The sequence below is a fragment of the Allomuricauda sp. M10 genome (genome assembly GCF_020782875.1).
Classification (GTDB): Bacteria; Bacteroidota; Bacteroidia; order Flavobacteriales; family Flavobacteriaceae; genus Flagellimonas.
The window spans coordinates 423,934-442,074 of the sequence record NZ_JAJGBN010000002.1 but is presented as its reverse complement, the minus strand read 5'-3'; the positions used below and the strand labels follow the sequence as shown (position 1 = coordinate 442,074).

The following is an 18,141-nucleotide window of genomic DNA, read 5'->3' as shown; positions in this document are numbered from 1 at the left end:
CTTATTTAACTTTGGCTTAATCGCAGTGTGTCAAAAATGGATCACATTTGCAGCGCTAATTAAACACTTAAACACTGAATTAAATGAAAAGAATTTACTTGGCTTTTGCGGCTCTTTTTATGTCCGTAATGGCATTTTCACAAGGGACCATTTCTGGTACGGTCGTGGACGGGGAACTAGGCGGCCCACTACCAGGAGCAACTGTAATGGTTAAGGGAACCAGTACAGGTACATCAACTGATTTTGATGGGAATTTCACTTTGGAAGTTAGCCAAAGTTCAGGAACTTTGATTATTTCTTACATTGGGTTTATATCCAAAAGCATTCCGTTCACTACTACCGGGAACTTGGGAAGCATTTCTTTAATGCCCGATGCGGAAGAATTGGGTGAGGTTGTAGTAGTAGGTACAGGGATTATTGACCTTGCTACAGACAGAAAGACCCCGATAGCCGTATCTTCGGTTCCTGTTAAAATCATTCAGGAAAAAATAGGTACCCAAGACGTTACCATGACCTTGGTAAATACACCTTCTGTTTATGTTTCTGGACAAGCAGGTGGTTTTGGTGATACCAATATGAGGGTTAGGGGTTTTGAGCAGGATAACACTGCTTTCCTATTGAACGGTCAGCCCATCAACGGAATGGAAGACGGTTTAATGTACTGGTCCAACTGGTCGGGAATCAATGACATTGCATCTGGTATCCAGATCCAAAGGGGTCTTGGTTCTTCCAAATTGGCCATCTCTTCTGTGGGTGGTACCGTAAACTTTGTTACCAAAGCCACTGAAATGAACGAAGGAGGATTCGGATATGCTACTGTGGCCAACAACAATTACATCAAAACATCTGCTGGTTACAACACTGGTATCTCTGACAAGGGATGGGGTATGAGCGTTATGCTTTCCCACTGGCAAGGTGATGGTTACAATGAAGGTAACTTCGGTGAAGGACAAACTTACTTTATCTCTGTTGGTTACAGACCAAATGACAACCATGGATTCAACTTTTTGATTACTGGTGCACCACAGTTCCACGATCAAAACTTCACCAAATCCATTTCTTCATATTTGGAATATGGAAGAAGGTACAACAATAACTGGGGTACCTACGAAGGTCAATACATGACAGAAAGAAGGAACTTTTATCACAAGCCAGTTGCCAACTTGAACTGGGACTGGAAAGTTAACGAAACCACAAATTTATCCACAGTACTTTATGCCTCTTGGGGTAATGGTGGTGGAACCGGTAACTTGGGTAACCGAATCAGAACGGCTGAAGGACGTATTGATTATGATGCCATTTATGCCCAGAATGCCGCTGTTACAGATGGTGATGCCGTAAACTTTGGTTCTGAGCCTTCTTACATTACCCGTTCATCCATGAACCTTCATAACTGGTACGGGTTGATTTCTAACCTTGAGAAACAACTTGGAGATAATTTGACTTGGAATGTTGGTTTCGATTTAAGAACCTATTATGGTAAACACTTTAGGGTAGTTTCTGATTTCCACGGTTTGAATTCTTGGACAGATAATATTCGTCTAAGAGATCAGAACGATAACCATCAAACCTATGGAACATTTGGTACCTATAAGTTTGTAACGGCTACTGAAACTTTTAAGCCATCTGCTTGGGAAGCCGCATTCAACTCTTATCCTGAAGATCAAAAAATTGGATATAGCAATGACGAGCGTATTTCTTATGGTGGTTTGTTCACCCAATTGGAGTATTCTACCGATACATTCTCTACGTTCTTCCAAGGATCTGTGTCAAATCAGTATCACCAAAGATTCGATCATTACCAATATGCTGATCAATCTCTGATTGATGGAACCTCTCCTCAATGGACAGGGGAGCCATTGCCAGCAGGTATTGAACCTGGTGTTGATTCTGAAAAAGTAAACAATTTTGGATACAACGCAAAAGGTGGTTTCAGCTATAACCCAACTTCGCAGCATAGTTTTTATGGAAACGTAGGTTATTATAACCGTCAACCATACCACGATAATATTTACTTGAACTTCACTAACCAAGTGAACCCATTGACTGAAAACGAGAAAATTTTTGGTTTGGAAGCAGGTTATGGATTCTCAAGTGCTATGTTCTCTGCAAATGTGAACTTGTACAGAACCTCATGGAAAGACAGGGTAGCCTCAAGTTCCACTGTTCAGAGCGATGTGATTACATACACCTCTAACTTCGGTACCGAGCAATTGCACCAAGGTGTTGAGTTGGATTTCAAATTTAGACCTGTTAGTGGATTGTCCATCAATGGTTTTGCTTCTGTTGGAGACTGGGTTTATAAAGGGAACGCTGTAACTCAAATTACCGATGAGAACAGAAACGTGATTAGCACTGAAACTATCGATTATGATGGTGGAAAGGTTGGTGGAGCTGCTCAGACTTCTGGTGGGTTGGGTATTGCCTATAGAATCAATAAGAATTTCTCTGTAGATTCAGATTGGAGATACTACACCGATTTATATTCAGATGTGGGAGCAATAAAAGAGAACTTGGAATTACCTTCTTTCTCTTTATTGGATGCTGGAGCAACTTTTACTGTGCCATTGGGTATCGATAAATCAAAACAATTGAAGATCAGAGCAAACATGAACAACGTTCTGAACCATATCTATATCTCTGAGCTTACCACTGCAAACTTTGTTGAGGCTGGTGATGAGACTTACAAGGGAATCAATGTTTCCAACCAAGGATATTTTGGATTGGGCAGAACTTGGAACGTTACCTTGCGTTACGATTTCTAATCCGAACTTGAACAAATAATGAAAACCCTGCCGATCGGCAGGGTTTTTTATTGCTTAAAATCCGTACTTTTAAAACCACAAACTATACCACATGGAAATCATCAGGAACCTACACTCTTATTTGGCCTATATTGTTTTGGCTGTTTTGGTAATTGCCGTAATCAATGCTTTTTTGGGCTGGATGGGCAAAAAAGACTTCACCATGCACAAAGATCTTCGCATCAGCCTTTTTGCGTTGATATTGAGCCATATTCAGTTGTTGATAGGTTTGGTGCTCTATCTTGTCTCTGCCAATGGTCTAAAGGCCATCCAGGCATTGGGAATGAGTGGTTTAAATGCCCCTGCCCGACTTTTGGCCGTAGAACACCCTTTTATCAATATCATCGCTTTGGCCTTGATTACCATTGGTTGGTCCAGACATAAAAAGTTTATGGAGAGCGACAAAAAGTTCAAGACCATTTCCATTTTTTACGGATTGGGCCTTTTGTTGATCTTGAGCCGTATTCCTTGGGGACAGTGGTTGGGATAGACCTTTGGGTAATCCCTTTGTCATCTTGAGCGCAGTCGAAAGGTAGACAAAACATCTCGACTCCGCTCGATGCGACAATTTCTACATTCCGAATCTCATTCAATCTCCTTGATCAAAAACACATAAGCAGGAAAGTGGTCGCTATACCCTGCGGTATACGTACCACCCGAATACGTTCGCAAAGGATAACCTTTATACCTCCCCTTTTCTGTTTTAAGGAAAGGAGCGGAAAAAATCCCTGCTTTCCAAAAAGATAATCCTTCCCTATTTTCGGTCACCAAGTTCGGGGTCATAAAAATTTGGTCAAAAAGGTTCCATTTGTCGCCATAGGCTAAGGAGCCGATGCCTTTTCGGAATAAACTTTCCATCGGATTGAACAGACTTATACTATCTAGCTGACTCGCTTTTGCCTTGGTTTTCAAAACTTTTTTAAGACTGTCATCAATGGGGTCGTCGTTCAGGTCTCCCATGGCAATAATTTTGGCATCCGGATTCAATGTTCGGACCGAGTCGATGATGCGTTTGTTCAACAAAGCGGCCCGTACCCGGAAGGGCTGACTTTTAGCAGGACCACCTCTTCGGGATGGCCAATGGTTTACAATAAAATAGAGTTCTTCATCATCCATGATGCCACCCACCACCAACTGGTCTCGTGTATATTCCCTTTCCCCCATATCATCAAAAAGTAGGAGCCGATGGCTTTTAAAGGAAGTGGGCAAAAACGAGGAGGTTTTGTACAACAGTGACACATCAATGCCCCGCTCGTCCGGCGAATCAAAATGGATGATTTCATACCCCTTATCCAACAAATTGGGATGATGCACCAAGTCTTCCACCACTTTTCGGTTCTCCACTTCACACAATCCGATAACGTCCGGTGAGGTTTTGGAAGTATCTTCACCGATTTGTGCCAGCACCTTCGAGAGGTTTTCCACCTTTTTTAGATACCGTTCCTGGGTCCAGTGGTAACTACCATCCGGAGTGCGGTCGTCATCAAAGGTGAGCGAATCGTTCTCCGTGTCGAACAGATTTTCACAATTGTAGAACGCAATGGTTCTTAGGGTAAACGTTTTGGACTCTTGTCCATGTAGTGAGGTCGATATTAATACAAGTAGGCATATTAATAATCGCATTCTATTTTGAATTTCCTACAAAAATAAGTAAGATTGTTCGCTTTTCGCAGTTTGTACAGCAATTACAACCCCTTTTTATTTAATTAACCTACTTAATTTATGAGAACAGCTATGCTCTTGGCTGTACTCTGTGGTGCCAATACGTTGTTTGGCCAACAGGGAACAGTGATCAAGGGGAATGTTCTGGAACGGGGTATCAATGTGCCTATTCCCAACATTTCCTTGGCCTTTGAAGGCACTTCAAAAACATTTACAACCAATTCCGAAGGAAAATTTGAGATGAAAACCTTGGTTTCTGGGGAACAGGTCTTGGTGTTTACTGCCCAGGATTTTGTTCCAAAAAAGTATTCCTTATTTCTGGATGGGAATCCGATTGATTTAGGTTCCGTCTACTTGGATAGGGACATTGTTTTGGAAAAAACGGACAACCTTATCACTCTTACCGATGTTGAACTTTCAGATGAGGATACTTCCATTTCTGGAGTGTCAGGACTGTTGCAGTCCACACGGGACATTTTTTTGAACCGGGCCGCCTTCGATTTTGGTCAGGCGTTTTTCAAAGTCCGGGGGTACGACTCGCAAAATGGGGTGGTGTTGATCAATGGCATTCCCATGAACAAGTTTATTGATGGTCGACCCCAATGGAACAACTGGGGCGGTCTCAATGATGTGATTCGCAATCAGGAATACACCAATGCGCTTGAAAAAAATCCATACACCTTTGGTGGTATTTTGGGGAACACCAATATCGATACCCGACCATCTGGAATGCGGCCAGGATTGCGTGTTTCTTCTTCCATGTCTAACCGAACTTACAGGGGAAGGGGTATGGCCACCTACAACTCGGGGTTGCAAAACAATGGTTTGGCCTATACGGTTTCCGGTTCACGAAGATGGGCCAAAGAAGGCTATGTCGAGGGCACTTTATATGATGCCTATTCCTTTTTTGGTGCTATGGAATTTCAGCCAAATCCACAGAACAGTATCTCCTTCTCTGCAATTTTGGCCCGAAACCGAAGAGGCCGTTCCGCAGCGTTGACGGAAGAGGTTTTTGGATTGATGGGAAATCAATACAACCCATATTGGGGCAAACAGGATGGTAAAATCAGGAATTCACGGGAGCGGGATATTTTTGAGCCCCTTTTCCTTTTGAACTATACTCTGGAAACTGAAAAACTGAACTGGACGGTTGGTGCGTCCTATCAAACTGGCAAATATTCCAGAAGTAGATTGGGGTATTACAATGCTCCAAATCCAGATCCCACATATTATCGCTATTTGCCAAGTTATCACATCAACAGTTCGTTGGGTGCCGATTTTTATAACGCCAGCTTGGCCCGCGAAGCATTTTTGGAACATCCGCAATGGTCTTGGAACCAATTGTATGAAGCAAACGCCAACAACAATGGTAATGCAGCCTACCTCCTTTATGATGATGTGGTGGAAGACAAAACAATTACTGCCGCCACCAGTTTTGAATATCGCCTTGGAGAGCGTTTTCAGTTTGGAGGGGGAGTTAATTTCCGAAAACTAACATCGGAAAACTACGCCGAGATTACGGATATGTTGGGTTCTGAATATTATGAGGATATGGACACCTTCTCCAATACCGTGAATGATATGGATGGAAATCTTCAGAAAGTTGAAGGAGAGATCATCAACTACAATTATGTATTTAATGCTGCACAATTAGAAGGATTTGGTCAGTTGGCTTACTCGGCTAATAAATTGAACGGTTATGCATCGGCTTCCTTCACTAGTTTCAATGCACAGCGAAACGGACTTTTCACCAACGAACGTTATTTGGAAAATTCATTCGGGCCAAGTGAAAAAGTGGCCTTGTCCGGACTAGGGTTGAAAGGTGGATTTTCCTATTTCATGACTGGCAGACATTGGTTAACAGCGAGTGCCGCCAAATTGGAACGGCCCCCGGTGGTCCAGAACATTTTCATCAATCCGAGAGAACACAACGAGGTGGTCCCTGATATACTGAAGGAAACCATTACGACGGTTGATCTTGGATATTTTGTTCGCTTACCTACCCTCACAGGTCGTGTGACCGCCTTCTATACTCGGTTTATGAATACGACGGATATCAATTTCTTATTTGTGGATTCTGGGCTGGGTTCCGATTTTGTACAAGAGGTGATCACAGGATTGGACAAGCTACACAAGGGCATCGAGTTTGGATTCCAGTACGAGGCATCATCTAGTGTGAAGGTGAATCTTGCAGGGAATTTGGGGAGTTATGTGTATGCGAGCGACCCTTCGGTACAGATTAATTTTGATACATCTGGTTCCGAAGAAGACCTTATCGCCACCGAAGGAACTGTAGATCTGGGAATTGCCAAATTGAAAGATTTACGATTGGCGCAAGGTCCGCAAACGGCCTTGGCAGGGGGGGTGGAATACCGCTCACCCAAATACTGGTGGCTTGGAGCGACCGCCAATTACCTCACCGAAAATTATATAAGCCTTTCCACTATTGCCCGTACCCAAAGCTTTTTGTTGGATCCAGAAACAGGGGAGCAATTCCCTGACGCCACCGATGAAAACGTGGCTAAACTCCTCCAACAGAAAAAGATGGAGGATATCTATCTGTTGAATTTGGTGGGTGGAAAATCTTGGCTTTGGGGCAAAAAATACATCAGTGCTTTTGCCAGCGTCAGCAATTTGTTCGATTCAGTTTTTAGGACGGGAGGTTATGAACAAAGTCGAAATGGCAATTTTGGCCAATGGCAAAAAGATAACCTGAGCGGGGTTCCCTCTTTTGGACCAAAATATTGGTACAGCTACGGACGCACCTATTTTTTAAATCTAGCAATAAGCTTTTAAATCTTGAGAACATGAAAAATTTAGTTTTTGCCATAGTAGGTATATTGTTACTGTTGATGTTTTCCTGTGTGGAAAGTTCCAATTTTGACGTTCCGAAGGAAAATTGCAATACCGACTTGAAGGCCAACATCAATTTTGTGGAATTGGATTCCCTTTCCACGGAAGAGGTATCGCAAATCAAGGACAGCCTAATTTTGGAGGGCTATGTGATATCTTCGGATAAGGCTGGAAATTTTTTCAGCACCCTTTTCATTCAAGACAAACCATCCAAACCTACTTATGGTCTGCAATTGGAAGTAGATATGCGGCAATCCCATCTCATATATCCTGAAGGGAGCAAGGTTTTGCTTAAGTTGAAGGATCTTTATATGGTCAACAAGGAAGGGAATATCAGGTTAGGGAGTGCTTTTTCTTCGTTTGGAAATCTTTCCATCGGCAGATTGCCCAACCAAAAAGTGTTTGAGCATGTTTTGGTAGCCTGTGATGGTAAGGTAAATGTAGAACCTCTTTTGATCACAATTTCAGCTTTGGACACTCTCCCTCTAAATATTTTGGTGCAACTGGATGGTTTGGAAGTTGTAGATGAAGAACTAGGAGAACCCTTTGCTGTTGCCGCAGAAGAAACCGAGCGACATCTTCAGGATTGCGAGGAAAATCAAACGGTTTTGCTCAATAGTGGGTATGCAGATTTTCAGGCAGAAATCCTTCCGGAGGGCAATGGTTCCATAACTGGAATTTTGGTCAGGGATGGTAAAAATCCGCAACTGATCATTCGAAGTTTGGAAGATGTTGATTTCATCAATGAACGCTGTCCGGAAATCATTACAGAATTCACTTCGAACCAGATTTTTATCTCGGAACTGGCCGACCCTGACAACAACTCAGGGGCACGGTTTTTGGAACTCTATAACTCCGCTTCCGAGCCTTTGGATCTTAACAAATGGACCCTTCGCCGCTATACCAATGATGGAACAGAAGTAAGTTCTACAATCGATTTGTCAGGCTTGATCATCGGCGCGGAGAGCACTTTGGTCATTTCACCCAATGCGGAGGAATTTCATCTGGTGTATGGGTTTGCACCCGATCTGGGAGTTTCTACCAATAGTCCGGCCGATTCCAATGGAGATGACAACTTCGAACTGGTAGACGCATTCGGAACTATTATTGATGTGTTTGGAGTAGTTGGCGAAGATGGTTCCAATACCAACCATGAATTTGAGGACGGGCGTGCTGTTCGAAACCCAAACATTATAGAAGGCAACCCAGTTTACACTTTTTCAGAATGGACCCTATTAAACGATACCGGGGATGCGGGTACCATAAAACTGCCCCAAAACGCACCACAGGATTTTACGCCAGGCGCAAAGTATTAGCTTACAATTAAAATAAGAATTTTCATTCATCAATTAAAAACGTGCATCCATCAAATCAAAAGGGATTACCCGTCAATAGGGCCTCGATTTGCAAATTGTAATTCATTACCTTATCTAAGATTCGGCAGCATACCCCAAGACATTTAAAATCTTTTTAATATGAAACAAAGAAAAATGTATTGGGCTATGGCAAGAATAACAATTGTGGCCTGTGTTATATTCTCTTGTGAAAAGGAGGAAACGCATATCAATCATTCTCCCCCTCCATTGGCAATGGAAGAACCTGACATTTTAAAGCAAATCAAGCTTGGCAAAAAGCTAGAGAATCCATATTCGGTGGTGAATATGAGGAGGGCCTACGCCAATCTCATTAAGAAGTTGGAAAAGGGTCAAAAGGGTTATGATTCCCAAATCCTCAAGGACTCTTCTGAGATTACCACTACGGATTATTATGTGAAGTTTTGGGTGGAAAATGACGAACAAAAACAATTGCTGTTAGCAGATTCACTCAATTTATCAGAGATTCCATTGGATGTTGATATTGAACAGGAAGGTGATTATTATGTGGATGGGGATGCCCAGATCCAGGAAGGTCAATGGCTTTATGCCTCTGTGGTCAAAGATTACGAATTTCCAAAAGATATAACTTTTGAGAAAGTCGAGGATTTGTTTTTGATTGAGCCTTCAAACGTTGAAGGAGAGGAGACGGAAAATGGTTTCAAGACTACGGCCATTGCTGGCAGGACGGGAATTTCCAAACAATTTTTGTTCGATTTGGAGGACGAGGCACTCCGGCTGACCGGAAATTATGAAGAACCGGTCGAATCTATGGTGGAGAAGAGCAAAAAGACGCCCGAGGGATATGTAAAGGTGCACAATACGGTGACAAACAAACTTGATCCTGTGATCGGTGTGAAAGTAAAAACTAGACGTTGGTTCAAATGGGCCAAGGGGTGGACAAACTCTACAGGCCACTACAAAGTAAATCGGGGTTACCGAAGGGATGTTCATTATACAGTGGTATTCAAAAACACCAAGGGATTTATTGTTTGGCCTTCGTTAGTAAGTATTTCATCGGCAAGGTACAGGGCAGGTAAAAAAAGTAGAAATGGCCATAATTTTGATTTTTACACCAATTCGGTGGGCTGGCGGTGGGCCATGGTGAACAATGCCACGGTAAAGTATTTCAATTATTCTTCACAAATGGGTGTTGGACAGCCGCACAACAATTTAAGGATAGTGGCGCTAGGAGGTACAGGTTATTCATCTGCGCCCATGTTAAGACGGGTATGGGGGTATGCCGGATTTACCAGCCGTTCAAAGGTCTCTACTTTTTTTTCCAAGGCAAATGGCATAACAGTAGCGGCAAATTTAATATGGATAATGTACAAGTACATACTCCCGGACATTCTCATTAGATCAGGGAGTAGTAAGGGTACCGATGGGGTCTTCTCCACTACCTTCCACGAATTGGGCCATGCCTCACATTTTAAAAAGGTAGGCAGCGGGTATTGGATCAAGTATATCAATTACATTATAACCTATGGAGCCTATGGGGATGGACATGGAATAAATTCAGGAAATTGTGGCATAGGCGAAATGTGGGGGAATTATTTCAGTGCTGTTTTGACCGATAAAGCATTTCCAAGTAGCAACAATTATTTTGATAAGGATGAAGATTGGTACAATCCTGGATTTTTACAAGATGTGGACAATCTGCCGGATGTTACGACCAAAGAGATATTTGAGTGTTTAAAATCCACCACGGATACTTTTACCGATTTGATTGCCGAATTAAAAACTAAAACAACATACGATGAAAAAGTTGACAATGCATTTTACAGCTATTCTGATTGGCCTTAGTATGCTGAACTGTGACCCTGAAGAATCCTTTTATATTGATTTCTATCAAAGAGTATTTGAAAACGCCGCCAATGTTGATGTAACTATTGTTTACCATAGCTTGGATTCGACAGATGAAAAATCAGATACACTTAGATTAAAAGCAAACACCAAAATGGCTGCCAACTTTACATCTTCCGTTTCTTCTGATGGCGTAAAAGAAGGCAATTCCAAAGTGATAATTGAAAGAAATGTGGGCATCTATTATGACCATATTAATAATTATGGCAAGTTTGAACTGTTTGTGGGGGATGAACTGAAAAAAGAATGGATAGGACCTCCCAGCTATTTGGGAAATGAATTGAACAGCCCTTATAATTATGACTCTTGGAGTATTTTAAAATATGATAAACCCATAAGGGATGGTGATTATTTCATGTATGGAGCAATTGTGTTTACTGTTTCAAATGAGGACATTGGCAATTGATTCAGTTTGTAGTTTGTGGCCGCCAGCCCCTAAAAGGGGCTGTTTCCATGCAACTTTAAAAATATATTATGAAAAATATTATTTTTTTAACATTGGGGATAGTATGTTCAATACAACTTAATGCCCAAGACTTTTCCCCCAAACAACAACAGCGGCTGGATTATTTGGGGCTTGATTACAACTACCTTATCCAACAAAGTGAAGCCAATGAACAAAAACTATGGGAAATTTTGGATATGGATCGAAAGCGAAAAAACAATCTTATCATGGGGTCAAGTTTTGCAGGGTTGGGTCTACTAATGTTTACGGGCGGGAATCTTATTTTTAATCGGACTACTTGTACGGATGACGAATTATGTGAAGATCTCGGTGCTATAGTTGTTGGCGGAGGACTTATGATTCTGGGAACTTTTGAAGTAGGAGTTTCATTGCCTTTGTTCATTTCTTCAATAAAACGAAAGAAAAAACGGAACAAAATAATCAGGGAACTGCAAGCACAATACCTGTTAATGCCACAACAGTAATAAAAAGCCCCAAACTATGGGGCTTTCTTCTTGATAAAATGTATTAAAACGCCTTATACCCAAACTTTTGTCCACCTACTGAGGCATCAGCCATCAGTCCGGCTTTGGGCAGGGCAAACACGGCCACGCCATCCTTGTATTTGGCATTAAAGGCAATTCCGGATTTTAGGGCCACGGCAGAGGTCTCCGCGGCAAACTCAAATTTCCCTTCGGTAAACCGTTGCAGGTCCGTATCGGTCTCAAAAAAGATGACCTCAATAATGGCTTGTCCACCCGCTTGAAGACCAATATTCAATTTTTTAAGGTCGGCCATCCCAATGGCATTTCCATTCTCGTAGACCACGCCATTTCCGGCTGCTCCACCGATGATAAAACCACCTTTACCCACATTGGGGAAGATGACATATCCAGCAGATTTGTCAAAAAACCGCTCCAATCCAGAATCGGTTTCCAACAATTTGGCCTTGGCAGTAACGGCATCGGCCATTATTTTTTTGTCTTTGTTATTCTGGGCCATGCCAGTGGTTGCCACTAACAAAAGGGCTACTATTGCAATAGTTTTAATCCTTTTCATGGTATTCTGTTTTTAGTGTTTATCCAAAGGTAGAAAATGCTTGACCCTCATTGTGGCAAGACTTTCCCAATAAATGTTAAGGAATCCCCAAACATTGAAAATTCAAATGGGCAATGATTTAAATCATAGAAAACATTTATGTTTTAATAGTATTTTAATATGAATTATCTATGTTGTTGGAAGTCAATTTTGTATTTTTAGATGGAGAAAAAATCTATAAACAACATACTATCATGAGTAAAGAAATGGCAAACGGGGCAGATGCAAGTCAATGTCCGTTTTTGAACGAAGTTGCCGGAGGGGGTACACAAAATGCAGATTGGTGGCCAAACCGATTGAAATTGGAACTTTTGAGCCAACACTCAGAAAAATCTAATCCGCTAGGGGAGCAATTCAACTATGCCGAAGAATTTAAAAAGCTGGATTACGCAGCGCTTAAGAAAGATCTTTTGGATGTAATGACCGATTCACAGGATTGGTGGCCTGCCGATTTTGGCAGCTATGCCGGGTTGTTCATCCGTATGGCCTGGCACAGTGCCGGTACCTATCGTGTTCAAGATGGCCGTGGTGGCGGTGGACGTGGTCAACAACGTTTTGCCCCCCTTAACTCATGGCCGGACAACGTAAGCTTGGATAAAGCCCGTCGTTTGTTATGGCCCATCAAACAAAAATACGGTCAGAAAATTTCTTGGGCAGACCTTATGATCTTGGCAGGTAATGTTGCCTTGGAATCAGCAGGTTTCAAAACCTTCGGTTTTGCTGGAGGTCGTGAAGATGTTTGGGAACCGGACCAAGACGTTTACTGGGGTAACGAAACTGAATGGTTGGCATTGAGTAATACGCCAAACAGCCGTTACTCTCATAATAAGGAAGAACGTGATTTGGAGAATCCGTTGGCAGCAGTGCAAATGGGATTGATCTACGTGAACCCAGAAGGACCGGACGGCAACCCCGACCCGGTAGCTGCAGCACACGATATTCGTGAGACGTTTGCACGTATGGCCATGAACGATGAAGAAACCGTAGCATTGATTGCTGGAGGTCACACTATCGGAAAAACGCACGGTAATGGAGATGGCGCTAAAGTTATGATGGATGCAGATCCTGAAGCAGCGGATTTAGCATCACAAGGCTTTGGATGGGAGAATAAAAATGGTTCAGGAAAAGGAGCTGATGCCTTCACTTCTGGATTGGAAGTGATCTGGACATCCACACCGGTAAAGTGGAGCAACGATTTCTTTAAGTTCCTGTTCGAATTTGAATGGGAATTGACCAAATCTCCTGCAGGAGCACACCAATGGGTGGCTTCCAATGCCGGGGCTATCATCCCTGATCCATTTGGAGGGCCAAACAGGAAGCCAACCATGTTGACGACCGATTTGTCCTTGCGTTTTGATCCTGCCTATGAAAAAATTTCCCGTAAATTCTATGAAGATCCTGCAGCTTTTGCCGATGCTTACGCACGTGCTTGGTTTAAATTGACACACCGTGATATGGGACCTCTTTCCCGTTACTTGGGTCCAGAAGTACCAAAAGAAGAATTGATCTGGCAAGATCCTATTCCAGCTGTGGATTATACTTTGGTTGATGCTGGCGATATAAAGGCATTGAAAGCCAAAGTTTTGGAATCCGGTCTTTCAGTTTCTGATTTGGTATACACTGCTTGGTCATCTGCCTCAACTTTCCGTGGCGGTGACAAACGTGGAGGTGCCAACGGTGCCCGTATCAACTTGGAACCCATGAAGAGTTGGGAAGTGAACAAAGGAACCGATAAAACCATCAAAGTTCTTGAAGGCATCAAAAATGGATTCAACAGTAAAGCAACTGGAGGCAAAAAAATCTCCTTGGCCGATATGATCGTTTTGGCCGGTAGTGCCGCTGTTGAAAAAGCTGCGAAAGATGCCGGTGTTGCAACAGAAGTGCCTTTTACTCCTGGGCGTAACGATGCGCGCCAAGAGCAAACCGAGATTGAATCCGTGAACTATTTGAACACACCATATGACGGTTTTAGAAACTATGTGGCGGAAGGAGTTAAGGTTCATGCCGAGCATTTGTTGCTGGACAAGGCCCAACTGTTGACCCTTACCGCGCCTGAGATGACTGCTTTGGTAGGTGGTTTGCGTGTATTGGGAGCCAACTTTGGAGGTTCTAGACACGGAGTACTTACCGATAATATCGGGGTATTGAGCAACGATTTCTTCGTGAACTTGCTAGATATGTCTACTGAGTGGAAGGCAGCCAACGCAGAAAAATCACTATATGAAGGGCGTGACCGTAATACAGGTGATTTTAAATGGACCGGCACCCGTGTGGATTTGGTATTTGGTTCTAACTCCATCTTGCGTTCCCTTGCCGAAGTGTATGCTTCCAAAGATGGCAAAGCAAAGTTTGTGAAGGATTTTGTTGCCGCTTGGACTAAGGTGATGAACCTAGATCGCTTCGATTTGGCCTAGTCAAGTCAGTTCAAATTAGAACAATAGTATTTTAATGAAATATGGCTGCCATGACCCTTAGGGTTATGGCAGTTTTTTTATAACTTTCAATATCGATATGGACACCACAGAAGACTTCTTCAATTACATACGAAGTGGCAATCTAAAAGCCCTGAAAATGCTTTTGGATGAAAATCCCAAACTCTTGGAATCCAAAGATCAACGAGGTTCCACACCACTTTTGTTGGCAGCGTATTATGGCCATTTGGAAATGGTGAGCCTTTTATTGGAAAAAGGAGCACACGTAGATGCAAAGGATGGATCGGGCAACACCGCTTTGATGGGTGTCTGCTTTAAAGGGTATGTGGAAATTGCCTCACAATTGATCAATGCAGGGGCCAATGTGAACCACAAAAATGCCATGGGTGCCACTTGTTTGATCTATGCCGTAACCTTTAATCGGGAAGATATGGCCGCCTTGCTTTTGGATCATGGTGCTGATGTAGCAATAAAGGACGCGAAGGGAAAAACGGCTTTGGACCACGCCAAGGAACAAGGAGCCCAAACCATGGTGGAGCTATTGCAAAAAAGATAATTTGGAATGGACGCAGCAGAGCAGCTCAATATTATAAAACGCATCAAGGCCATCTCTGAAACAGGATTGATTTATGCCCAAGATCCCTACGATCGGGAGCGATATGAAGAATTAAAACAAATAAGTTTCAAACTTTTGGAAAGAATCAGTGATACACCGATTGGGGTTCTTGAAAATTTTTTCATGCCACAGGAAGACTATCCAACCCCTAAGGTGGATATCAGGGGATTTGTTCTCAATGAAAAAGAAGAAATTTTAATGGCAAGGGAAAGCTTGGATGGCAAATGGAGCATTCCCGGAGGTTGGGCCGACATTGGCAGTACCCCTTCAGAAATTGTGGTCAAGGAAATAGAGGAAGAAACGGGCATTAAGGTAAAGGTGGTCAGGTTATTAGGAGTTTATGATAAACGAATGCATCCACATCCGCCGGCCCCGAACTATGTTTATAAGATCATCTTCCACTGCAGGATTGTCGGGGGAGAAATGAAATCGGGTTTCGACATTCTCGATGCAAACTTCTTTTCTTTGGATAAACTTCCCGAACTTTCAGAAGAACGCATTTTGGAGAGCCAATTAAAGGATTTGTTCCAAATGGCCACATCAGTGGAACCCAAAACACATTTTGATTGATTCTATGTCCCAACGTATTACAATAGCACTGATCCAATCTCCTTTACATTGGGAAAATCCAAGGGAGAACTTGCTCATGTTCGAGGAGAAGATGGATGCCATTTCTCAAGAAGTGGATATCATCATGCTACCGGAAATGTTCACGTCAGGCTTTACCATGAGTCCACAAAACCTTGATAAAGTAGAAGGAGGACAAGCAGTAAAGTGGATGCAGTCCATGGCCCAAAAAAAAGAAAGTGCCATAGTGGGGAGTATTGTTTATTGGGAAGAAGAGAGTTATCACAACCGTTTGTTCTTTGTATATCCCAACGGAGAAACCAAGACTTACAATAAGAAACACACTTTTACTCTAGCAGGTGAGGACAAAGTATACAAGTCTGGGACTGAAAAATTGGTTTTGGAATATAAAGGTTTCAAAATTTGCCCTTTGATCTGTTATGATCTTCGGTTTCCGGTTTGGGCCAGAAATACAGAAGATTATGATGTGTTGATTTACGTGGCCAATTGGCCAAAACCAAGGATAGAGGCTTGGGATACCCTTTTAAAAGCCAGAGCCATTGAAAATATGGCCTATTGCGTTGGAGTAAATCGGATTGGCCAAGATGATCTGGGTTACGATTATCCCGGCCATAGTGCGGTTTATGATGTTTTGGGCAAGCAGCTGACTTTTTCAAATGGTGAAGAAATCCTGTATGCCACATTGGACAAGGAGCATATCATTTCTACAAGACAAAAACTTAAATTTTTAGAAGATCGGGATGAATTTAGTTTGAGAGGATAAAGTTTTCTTCCTTTTCCCAATTTGCCCGTATCTCGATAACACCGGGATAATAACTGATTCGTTCGGGCTGGGTCTTTTTTAGATAATTTCCCGTGTCCCATATTCCATTTCCATTCTCATCAAAAATAACGCGGATCACATAATTGCCCGGTTCTAGGTTATTGAATTCGAACAGTTTTGATTCGGTAGCCATCAATTCTCGTTGAACTTCCCCCTTTTCATTTGTTGCTTGAACAATTACAGGATAGGTAACGTTTCCACCGAGGCGTATTCTCAAAATGCCATATTCGGCCAAACTGGTTGTGGAAAGTTTGTAGTCAATCGAATCGTTCTGTATTCCAAAGAAATCGGTAATGGCACCTGGCAATAAAGAGATCGTATACTTTTGGTTGGGCTCCGTTTCAAAATCAAAATTGATTTTATTCGTCAATGAATCCAGACTATAGGTATATGTTAAAGGAATGGAATCACTGATTTTCAGGGCAATTTTGCTGGTATCGATTTGCTGTATTGGCGTACTGGCCAAAACACTAAAAGTATCCTCTGGGTTGAATTTGCCCCTTGCGGTTGATGAAATCTTTAATGAATCCAATGGCAACTTTCGGGTTTTCACTGTAAAGGTGTCTATTTTCTCCAGCTTTTCATTGGAAACGGTAAAAATGATGGAGTCCATTTCGGTGGGGGACAACCAAAAATTCAAGGTGTCCTTGTCTCGTTCTTTTAGGACCTTGGTTTTCACCGAATCTGGTAAGGTGGTCAAGGTTTCGATTTCCATGTCCCTATAATCTCCTTGATAGCCAAAAATGATTTTGTTCTTGGCCACAAAACTGGGTACGGAAGCCTTGTAATTGGCCATTTCCTTGAACAGGTTTAACAAATAAATGGAATCCGTGGGAATGGTTACGGTATCCTGTATAAAACCAATCTTGTCCTGCCCTTGATTGTACATGTTGTTTTTGTTGGCATCCTTCAGGGCAAAGAGGGCATACTGACCCGCTTTTAGATTTTTCAGCTCAAAAAAGGGAAGGCTGTCCCCGGTGTTGGTAATATATAGCGGTGGACTTTTATAAATGGTGGAATCGTTGTAGGTGCTGTCCATTTCGTACAACATCACACTGATAAATTCATCTGCCTTACGGTTATAGGCATCCTTTACGGCACCTGAAACCGAAAGGGAATCGATATAATCCCCTGTAGAGAACACATAAGTAAGGAAACTATTGGGGTTACCTTCGTTATTGTCCTGAATGCTCTGTCCAAAATTGATGGTATACGTGGTATTTTCCCGAAGGGTATCCTTGATGACCAATTCAATATATTTGCTCGGAGTACCTTGTGGTGTTATTTCTGCCGCATGTTTAAAAGGAGGGGAAACCACCAATTGGTTCTGTACATCCTGCAATTTGATCAACTCATCAAAATAGAGGCGGATTTTGGTTTCCTTGAAATTGATGGTGAAATTTTCCGGTTCGGTGCGAAGGAGTTTGGGCGGGGTCACATCTTTGGGACCTCCGGTAGGTGAACCTCTTTTGGCACATTGCCAAAGGGCCAGCACCATAAAGGAGATAAAAAGAAGTCCCAACATTTTTTTTAAGTACACCATGCCCAAAAATCAATGTGGGACAAAGAAACAACTAATTT

Annotated in this window: 14 protein-coding genes; 11 read left to right on the top strand and 3 right to left on the bottom strand. The window is 42.4% G+C overall.

Going from position 1 to position 18,141, the window contains the following annotated elements; translation table 11 throughout:
* Positions 1 to 83 precede the first annotated feature (83 nt).
* Both LKX84_RS07070 and LKX84_RS07065 read left to right on the top strand, forming a co-directional pair.
* Positions 84 to 2,765, top strand: coding sequence for a TonB-dependent receptor (locus LKX84_RS07070; RefSeq protein WP_228236434.1), 2,682 nt, complete (start codon positions 84 to 86; stop codon positions 2,763 to 2,765).
* 91 nt (positions 2,766 to 2,856) lie between these two features.
* Complete coding sequence (locus LKX84_RS07065) at positions 2,857 to 3,294, top strand: hypothetical protein (protein ID WP_228236433.1); 438 nt, start codon at positions 2,857 to 2,859, stop codon at positions 3,292 to 3,294.
* A gap of 95 nt (positions 3,295 to 3,389) precedes the next feature.
* Here the strand turns inward: LKX84_RS07065 and LKX84_RS07060 are convergent, their stop codons facing one another.
* Positions 3,390 to 4,427, bottom strand: coding sequence for an endonuclease/exonuclease/phosphatase family protein (locus LKX84_RS07060; RefSeq protein WP_228236432.1), 1,038 nt, complete (start codon positions 4,425 to 4,427; stop codon positions 3,390 to 3,392).
* A gap of 99 nt (positions 4,428 to 4,526) precedes the next feature.
* On the opposite strand from LKX84_RS07060, the gene LKX84_RS07055 reads away from it, so the two are divergent.
* From LKX84_RS07055 to LKX84_RS07035, 5 genes are all read left to right on the top strand, one after another.
* Positions 4,527 to 7,262 carry a TonB-dependent receptor gene (locus LKX84_RS07055; protein ID WP_228236431.1) on the top strand — a complete coding sequence of 912 codons (2,736 nt, stop codon included), beginning with the start codon at positions 4,527 to 4,529 and terminating at the stop codon, positions 7,260 to 7,262.
* An 11-nt stretch (positions 7,263 to 7,273) separates the two neighbouring features.
* Positions 7,274 to 8,635 (top strand): DUF5689 domain-containing protein, encoded by a 1,362-nt coding sequence (locus LKX84_RS07050; protein ID WP_228236430.1) that lies wholly within the window; start codon positions 7,274 to 7,276, stop codon positions 8,633 to 8,635.
* Between the two features lie 186 nt (positions 8,636 to 8,821).
* Positions 8,822 to 10,498 carry a hypothetical protein gene (locus tag LKX84_RS07045; RefSeq protein ID WP_228236429.1) on the top strand — a complete coding sequence of 559 codons (1,677 nt, stop codon included), beginning with the start codon at positions 8,822 to 8,824 and terminating at the stop codon, positions 10,496 to 10,498.
* Positions 10,452 to 10,964: a hypothetical protein gene (locus tag LKX84_RS07040; RefSeq protein WP_228236428.1), complete on the top strand. Its 513-nt coding sequence runs from the start codon at positions 10,452 to 10,454 to the stop codon at positions 10,962 to 10,964. The genes LKX84_RS07045 and LKX84_RS07040 overlap by 47 nt, the downstream gene beginning before the upstream one ends.
* A gap of 68 nt (positions 10,965 to 11,032) precedes the next feature.
* Positions 11,033 to 11,488: a hypothetical protein gene (locus tag LKX84_RS07035; RefSeq protein ID WP_228236427.1), complete on the top strand. Its 456-nt coding sequence runs from the start codon at positions 11,033 to 11,035 to the stop codon at positions 11,486 to 11,488.
* A 43-nt stretch (positions 11,489 to 11,531) separates the two neighbouring features.
* Here LKX84_RS07035 and LKX84_RS07030 read toward each other — a convergent pair whose 3' ends face one another.
* Positions 11,532 to 12,062, bottom strand: a complete 531-nt coding sequence (locus tag LKX84_RS07030; protein ID WP_228236426.1) for a hypothetical protein — start codon at positions 12,060 to 12,062, stop codon at positions 11,532 to 11,534.
* Between the two features lie 233 nt (positions 12,063 to 12,295).
* Between LKX84_RS07030 and katG the strand changes: the two genes are divergently transcribed.
* From katG to LKX84_RS07010, 4 genes are all read left to right on the top strand, one after another.
* Positions 12,296 to 14,515, top strand: coding sequence for a catalase/peroxidase HPI (gene katG / locus LKX84_RS07025; RefSeq protein ID WP_410548872.1), 2,220 nt, complete (start codon positions 12,296 to 12,298; stop codon positions 14,513 to 14,515).
* A 97-nt stretch (positions 14,516 to 14,612) separates the two neighbouring features.
* Positions 14,613 to 15,089 carry an ankyrin repeat domain-containing protein gene (locus LKX84_RS07020; protein WP_228236425.1) on the top strand — a complete coding sequence of 159 codons (477 nt, stop codon included), beginning with the start codon at positions 14,613 to 14,615 and terminating at the stop codon, positions 15,087 to 15,089.
* A 6-nt stretch (positions 15,090 to 15,095) separates the two neighbouring features.
* Entirely contained in the window at positions 15,096 to 15,719 is a 624-nt protein-coding gene (locus tag LKX84_RS07015) for an NUDIX hydrolase (protein WP_228236424.1), read from the top strand.
* 4 nt (positions 15,720 to 15,723) lie between these two features.
* On the top strand, positions 15,724 to 16,500 hold the full coding sequence (locus LKX84_RS07010) for a nitrilase family protein (RefSeq protein WP_228236423.1): 777 nt from the start codon (positions 15,724 to 15,726) through the stop codon (positions 16,498 to 16,500).
* Here LKX84_RS07010 and LKX84_RS07005 read toward each other — a convergent pair.
* Positions 16,484 to 18,085, bottom strand: a complete 1,602-nt coding sequence (locus tag LKX84_RS07005) for an Ig-like domain-containing protein (protein ID WP_228236422.1) — start codon at positions 18,083 to 18,085, stop codon at positions 16,484 to 16,486. The two genes, LKX84_RS07010 and LKX84_RS07005, sit on opposite strands and share 17 nt — an antisense overlap.
* Positions 18,086 to 18,141: the final 56 nt, after the last annotated feature.